Genomic DNA, 6,341 nt, shown 5'->3' with positions numbered 1-6,341 from the left:
AACTAAATTTTGTTTAAAATAATCTACCCGATATTGCCTTTTAACATAGTCTTTATCAAAATCATCACTATGACCCTCCTGAAGAACCTCTCTGATATAATAAGCAGGTATATATATCGGTTCCACATCTGGCCTTAGAYCATATGGATAAAGACTCACAAGATAATCTATATAACCTCTGCTTTCAGGACCCAAAAGCACTCTTCTACCTAAGATAACTGCTCTACAGGGAATCTGTGCTTCCTTCATCATTTCTACCAATTTAGGAGATAATTTCTCTAGGCGCAACTCTACCAAGGTTCCCAATGGTAAAACTGGAGAAAGAAGTAAGTCTGTATATGCTAACCAAGAATTAAACTGAGACATAGTCATTGTTACTTTTGATCCCATATACATAATTGTTAGTTCCCTAACCGCCCAATCAAATTGGAATTCCACAGGATCTCCTAACATACTTTTGTATATGTAGGACATTTTATGATTAAAGAAAGCAAACTGGAGCTCCCGAAAAGCTCCCCCCTGTTGAGTAATAGAATAACCAACTTGTTTCAATATTTCACCATTAGTTTCTAAAAGTGAGAGTCGGTTTAAAGAAATTTCATAAAGCSCAGCTACTTCGTCCATTTCCTAACATTCCTTTCTGCTAACTTACCTATTTAGCATTTGCTTGATTTTGGTCATCAGTCACTTTATTTTCAGCCGCTTGATTCATACGAGTTACATCTGTTGTCGTGAAAGTTTTGAGACTGCTAATCGCTGTATTAAATGACTTAATCTCGTCATTAAAAGATGTAAAAGGAGTCATTGTTGTTGCTGAAAAAGTTAACTCTGCCATATCTSCTATCCCAGAGATACTTGTACTAACTGTAGAAGTAAGTCCCGTCCAAGCACCATAATCTGTTCCTGTATTTGCCATTTATCTTCCCATCCTCTATTCTGAACTAGCTGAATTTGCCAAAGACTGATAATTAAGCATATTATTATAGGCCGTATCTGCTGCTGTCTGTAAGTTGGCCGACTCTGTTTGAAGGCTCTCAATCTTAGTATCTATACTACTCAAATTTGTGTCATGGCTTGTTTTATTGGTTGAAGCAGCAGTATTAGCAGAATTATGTTTTTCTGCGTATTTAGTCTTCMGATCTCCTTTAAACTGAGATCCATCTTCTCCTTTTATTTTCGTTAAGGCATCTATAATACCYGTCTGAAAATTATTTATCTGAGTGGACAAGTCYGATTTGGCMGTYTCTAAGCGAGAAATCTTTKCATCTACGGCTGCTTTTTGAGAAATTGCATTGTTGTAATTTTGAGATTCTTGATTAGCTAGTCCTTGGTAATAAGATGCATCTGACATTTTCATTCTCCTCTAACTACTTTCGACTAAAATGAAAGAGAGATAGGAAGCAATCCCATCCCTCCATTCCAGAGTTTTCTTATCCTTTGAAACCAAAGCTATTTGCATCCGCTGTATCACGTTCCGATACAGTATTAGCATAACTAACCAATTGTTGATTGATAGAACTCAACAATTCTTGGAATTTAACCACATCACCATGCAATTGTTGATATTGGTCAAGATAAGATTTGAAAGCACTACCTTTCCAGTGTACTTGCATTTCGCCGTTAGCACTATTTACTGCCTGAATAGCTGATTCAATTTGATCGCGTGCATTAGAATAAACTGCTGCTTGCGAGGTGAGTTCTTCTGGGGATAATGAAATTTCTGCCATAATTGGACTCCTTATTCATAATTTATTTGTTCTTAATAGAACAGGTTACGTTAGTAATTTTAACTCTTTTGTTAATGATTGTCAAGTATTCACCTATTATTTTTTTATATTCTTATTATGTTATGGTCTATATTTAGACTTTTAGTACGTAGTGCTATAGATATCAAGAAACTTCTTCCCCAAAAATTATTGCCGATAGCGCTTTAATATAGTATAATAAAAGTCTGAAATTCATTTTAACAAAGGAGATATTATGTCCAAATCATCCCTTCAAAAAACAGTTGTGCTTTTGAGCGCAGCGGCTCTTGCGGCAGCTGTAAATGCTGTTCAGGCTGATGAGAATGCTCCAGCAGTCACTGCTAATCCTGCCCCAGTAGAAAGCAGCGCAGCAGAATCAAAACCAACGACTGCTACAAGTCCAACTGAAGCTTCTGCGACACCAGAGAGCACGGATCCTAGCTCTGCTATTTCCCCAGAAAATGCCAGCGGAAACGCTGATGCTCTGATGGCTATGGCTCGCAATGTAGTAGCTACTGAGGATACTAAACCCGTGGAGGGACAGACTGTCGATGTTCGTATCTTGGCAACGACCGACCTCCATACCAACTTGGTCAACTACGACTACTATCAGGACAAGCCGGTGGAGACCTTAGGACTGGCTAAAACAGCCGTGCTAATCGAGAAGGCCAAGAAAGAAAATCCGAACGTCCTCTTGGTGGACAATGGCGATACCATCCAAGGAACGCCGCTTGGAACCTACAAGGCCATTGTGAATCCTGTGGAGAAGGGCGAGCAGCACCCTATGTATGCTGCTCTACAGGCTCTGGGCTTTGAAGCTGGTACGCTAGGCAATCATGAGTTCAACTACGGCCTGGACTATCTGAACCGCGTGATTGAGACAGCTGGCTTGCCTATTGTCAATGCCAATGTGCTGGATCCAGCGACTGGTAAATTCATCTATCAGCCTTACAAAATCATCGAAAAAACCTTTACGGATACTCAGGGACGCTTGACGACCGTCAAGATTGGTGTGACTGGGATTGTACCGCCACAGATTCTCAACTGGGATAAGGCAAACCTAGAAGGAAAAGTGGTCGTTCGCGATTCTGTTGAGGCTATTCGAGACATCATTCCTGAGATGCGCAAGGCTGGTGCAGACATCACTTTGGTACTTTCTCACTCTGGTATCGGAGATGACAAGTATGAAAAAGGCGAGGAAAATGAAGGTTATCAAATCGCTAGCCTGCCAGGTGTGGATGCTGTTGTAACGGGCCATTCCCACGCAGAATTCCCAAGCGGAAACGGAACTGGCTTCTACGAAAAATACCCTGGCGTAGACGGTGTCAACGGTAAAATCAACGGTACTCCAGTAACCATGGCTGGAAAATACGGCGACCATCTGGGCGTCATTGACCTCAAGCTAAACTATACCGATGGTAAATGGAAAGTCACTGACAGCAAGGGCTCTATCCGCAAGGTAGATACCAAGTCTAATGTAGCCGATCAGCGCGTCATTGACATTGCCAAAGAATCCCACCAAGGGACTATCAACTATGTCCGCCAGCAAGTCGGTACTACGACTGCACCGATTACAAGCTACTTCTCACTGGTCAAAGACGATCCATCCGTGCAAATCGTCAATAATGCTCAGCTTTGGTATGCTAAGCAAGAGCTGGCTGGCACGCCTGAAGCCAATCTTCCTATCCTGTCTGCAGCAGCGCCTTTCAAGGCAGGAACTCGTGGGGACGCAACGGCTTACACAGACATTCCAGCTGGTCCTATTGCCATCAAGAACGTAGCAGACCTCTATCTCTACGATAATGTAACTGCCATCCTCAAGGTCAACGGTGCCCAGCTCAAAGAATGGTTGGAAATGTCAGCTGGCCAATTTAACACCATTGACCCAAATAATAACCAACCGCAAAATCTGGTCAATACTGACTACCGGACTTATAACTTTGATGTTATCGACGGTGTTACCTATGAGTTTGACATTACCCAGCCTAACAAATACGACCGCGAAGGCAAACTGGCCAACCCAAATGCCAGTCGGGTCCGCAACCTGAAATACCAAGGCAAGGAGATTGACCCAAATCAGGAATTTATCGTCGTGACCAACAACTACCGGTCTAACGGTAACTTCCCTGGTGTTCGAGAAGCCAGCCTCAACCGTCTGCTCAATCTGGAAAACCGCCAAGCTATCATCAACTATATTTTGGCTGTCAAAAATATCAATCCAAGTGCAGATCAAAACTGGCATTTCGCTGATACCATCAAGGGACTGGATCTGCGCTTCCTGACAGCTGATACGGCCAAGAACTTGATTGGTACAGACGGAGACATCGTCTATCTAGCAGCTTCTGCCCAAGAAGGATTCGGCGAATACAAATTCGTCTACATCGCACCGAAGACTGAACCAGTGCCAATTGAGCAGCCAAGCTCTCCGACTATCGCAGTCGAAGCAGCCAATCTGCAGCATAGTAGAGTAGATTTCCCTGTCTTGACTGCTGTTGCCCCTAGCACAAACAAGCAAGCGTCTCACAGACAGGCAGGGGCAGAAAGCCTCCCAGCAACCGGAGAAAATACGTCCTCGCTCGGACTCTTGGCACTTGTCATGACCGGACTTGCAGGAATCTTCGCCTTCAAAAAACGAGAAAGACAATAATGATTAAAAAATCAGCAGCCATTTTGGCTGCTAATTTTGCTTTTTAAAGACTGTCATTGCTCAATTCCAACAAAACACTAACTGCCGTCAAGGCATAAAGCGGAGCAGTTTCAGCCCGCAGGATACGTGGACCTAAACCAGCCGATACAGCGCCTGCTTGGTCAAAGGCAGCTATTTCATCTGGCGATAGACCGCCCTCCGGTCCGAAGATAAAGAGAACTTTTGCTCCGGTTGCCAAGCCAGACAGAGCTCGGACTAGAGCTGCAGTTTCTCTCTCTTTGGCTGATTCTTCATAGGCCACGATGATGCGGTCAAAGTCTGTCAAAGCTGCCAGAAAGTCTGCCTTTTTATCAAAGAGCCGAATCTCAGGAATCAGATTGCGCTTGCTTTGCTCCGCTGCTCCCTGAGCAATTTTCTCCAGCTTTTCACTCTTTTTAGCTAGCTTTTTGCCATCCCACTTGGCCACCGACCAGTCAGCTGAAAAGGCCCAGATAGCACTGGCTCCCAGCTCTGTTGCCTTCTGAGTGATAAATTCTAATTTATCTCCCTTGGGAAAGCCCGAAGCAATGGTCACTTGGATCGGCAGCTCAGTATTGTCTGCTAGCTCCTCCAAGATTTCCAAGCTCTGCTGACTGGGGTCCAACACCCGAGCCAGTCGTTTCACGCCATCATCAAAGACCAGTGTGACTTGATCGCCCTCTTTGAGCCGCATGACCGAAAACATATGTCTGGCCGTGTCCTTATCCGTGACAACCAGAGGAGACTGAGGATTTCCTTTTATAAAATACTGCTGCATCTAACCACCTATCACGCCTGAAATATCCTGCGTTTTCTTAAAGACACAGGCATTCCATTCGCCCTGAATCATATGCGTTTCCAGGAAAAATCCTGCCGTTTCCGCTGACTCGCGCACCATTTCCCACTTCTCAGAAATAATCCCACTCATAATCAGATAGCCCTCATCCTTGACCAAACGATAGGCATCCTCTGTCAGATGGATGAGAATATCGGCCAAGATATTGGCAACAATGACGTCCGCCTTGATTTCTACACCTCGGAGAAGATCCCCCGGCGCCACATGGATGTTCTCCATACCAGGGTTGAGCTCAATATTTTCCTGAGCCACGCGCACTGCAACCTCGTCCAAATCATAGGCGTAGATGTCCTTAGCGCCTAAGAGTGAGCTGGCAATGGAGAGAACGCCGCTGCCCGTGCCTACATCCAACACCGTTTCACCGCCCCGCAGGACCTGCTCCAGCGCAAATAGGCTCATCTTGGTCGTCGGGTGAGTGCCCGTACCGAAGGCCATGCCAGGATCCAGCGTGATAATCTTCTCACCAGCTGTCGCCTCATACTCCGTCCATGACGGCACAATAGTCAAGTCGTGGGTGATCCGAGCCGGCTCAAAGTACTTCTTCCAGTTGTCCGCCCAGTCTTCCTCAGCCAGTTCCTGCCGAGTCAGCTGAATATTTCCCGTCTCCAAACCGAAGCCATCCAGCTCAGCCAGACGCTCATTGGCCTGAGCCGCAACAGCCTCTATATCCACCGAATCCGGGTAGTAGCCGGTAATCTTGACCCGATCGCTCTGCTCAACTTCTGGAAAAAGCTCACCATATTGGTCAACCTGCCCCAGATAATCTGCGCTGTCATCGATAGCCACACCCTGACTGCCCAGCTCAATCAGAATATTCGATGCAGCTTCCTCCGCCTCACGCTTCACTTCAATCGTTAATTCCTGCCAAGTGTCCATGTTATAATATACACCCCTTGATTTTATAGTCTTTTATCATTCATACTTGATATTTTGTCCACTTTGCTCACTTTGTTTTTTCGGATCTATTGAAAAAAGTTTTCTCAAACCATAATGTACCACAAATATAGAATATATACTTACAGGTTTATCAATATTAAAGTCTCTATAACGAAATTCAATACTTCCTGTATTTAAT

The 6,341-nt window shown here is 44.6% G+C and carries 7 protein-coding genes; 1 reads left to right on the top strand and 6 read right to left on the bottom strand.

What is annotated here, in order from left to right:
- From K4H96_RS11045 to K4H96_RS11030, 4 genes are all read right to left on the bottom strand, one after another.
- Positions 1-624 (bottom strand): hypothetical protein (locus K4H96_RS11045; protein WP_227956531.1); only part of this gene is annotated, 624 nt, incomplete at its 3' end.
- 28 nt (positions 625-652) lie between these two features.
- The gene (locus tag K4H96_RS11040) at positions 653-916 is read right to left on the bottom strand and encodes a hypothetical protein (RefSeq protein WP_227956530.1); all 264 of its coding nucleotides are present in this window, start codon (positions 914-916) and stop codon (positions 653-655) included.
- 15 nt (positions 917-931) lie between these two features.
- Positions 932-1,351, bottom strand: a complete 420-nt coding sequence (locus K4H96_RS11035) for a DUF5082 domain-containing protein (RefSeq protein WP_227956529.1) — start codon at positions 1,349-1,351, stop codon at positions 932-934.
- A 79-nt stretch (positions 1,352-1,430) separates the two neighbouring features.
- A complete protein-coding gene (locus K4H96_RS11030; RefSeq protein ID WP_002916176.1) occupies positions 1,431-1,727 on the bottom strand; it encodes a WXG100 family type VII secretion target in 297 nt (98 codons plus the stop codon).
- A 253-nt stretch (positions 1,728-1,980) separates the two neighbouring features.
- Here K4H96_RS11030 and K4H96_RS11025 point away from each other — a divergent pair, with 253 nt between their 5' ends.
- Positions 1,981-4,392: a bifunctional 2',3'-cyclic-nucleotide 2'-phosphodiesterase/3'-nucleotidase gene (locus K4H96_RS11025; protein WP_223337939.1), complete on the top strand. Its 2,412-nt coding sequence runs from the start codon at positions 1,981-1,983 to the stop codon at positions 4,390-4,392.
- Positions 4,393-4,435: 43 nt separating this feature from the next.
- On the opposite strand, the gene K4H96_RS11020 is transcribed toward K4H96_RS11025, so the two are convergent.
- Both K4H96_RS11020 and prmA read right to left on the bottom strand, forming a co-directional pair.
- Positions 4,436-5,188, bottom strand: a complete 753-nt coding sequence (locus K4H96_RS11020) for a 16S rRNA (uracil(1498)-N(3))-methyltransferase (RefSeq protein ID WP_223337940.1) — start codon at positions 5,186-5,188, stop codon at positions 4,436-4,438.
- Positions 5,189-6,142 (bottom strand): 50S ribosomal protein L11 methyltransferase, encoded by a 954-nt coding sequence (gene prmA / locus K4H96_RS11015; protein ID WP_223337941.1) that lies wholly within the window; start codon positions 6,140-6,142, stop codon positions 5,189-5,191.
- Positions 6,143-6,341: the final 199 nt, after the last annotated feature.

Source organism: Streptococcus sanguinis (assembly GCF_020729765.1).
In the GTDB taxonomy this organism is placed as follows: Bacteria; Bacillota; Bacilli; order Lactobacillales; family Streptococcaceae; genus Streptococcus; species Streptococcus sanguinis_Q.
This window is presented reverse-complemented; position numbering and strand designations above follow the sequence as displayed.

What these genes read in the sequence shown, in the direction of transcription:
- K4H96_RS11020 (WP_223337940.1), bottom strand. Translation starts at nt 5,188, where the DNA reads ATGCAGCAGTATTTTATAAAAGGAAATCCTCAGTCTCCTCTGGTTGTC.
- K4H96_RS11030 (WP_002916176.1), bottom strand. Translation starts at nt 1,727, where the DNA reads ATGGCAGAAATTTCATTATCCCCAGAAGAACTCACCTCGCAAGCAGCA.
- K4H96_RS11025 (WP_223337939.1), top strand. Translation starts at nt 1,981, where the DNA reads ATGTCCAAATCATCCCTTCAAAAAACAGTTGTGCTTTTGAGCGCAGCG.
- prmA (WP_223337941.1), bottom strand. Translation starts at nt 6,142, where the DNA reads ATGGACACTTGGCAGGAATTAACGATTGAAGTGAAGCGTGAGGCGGAG.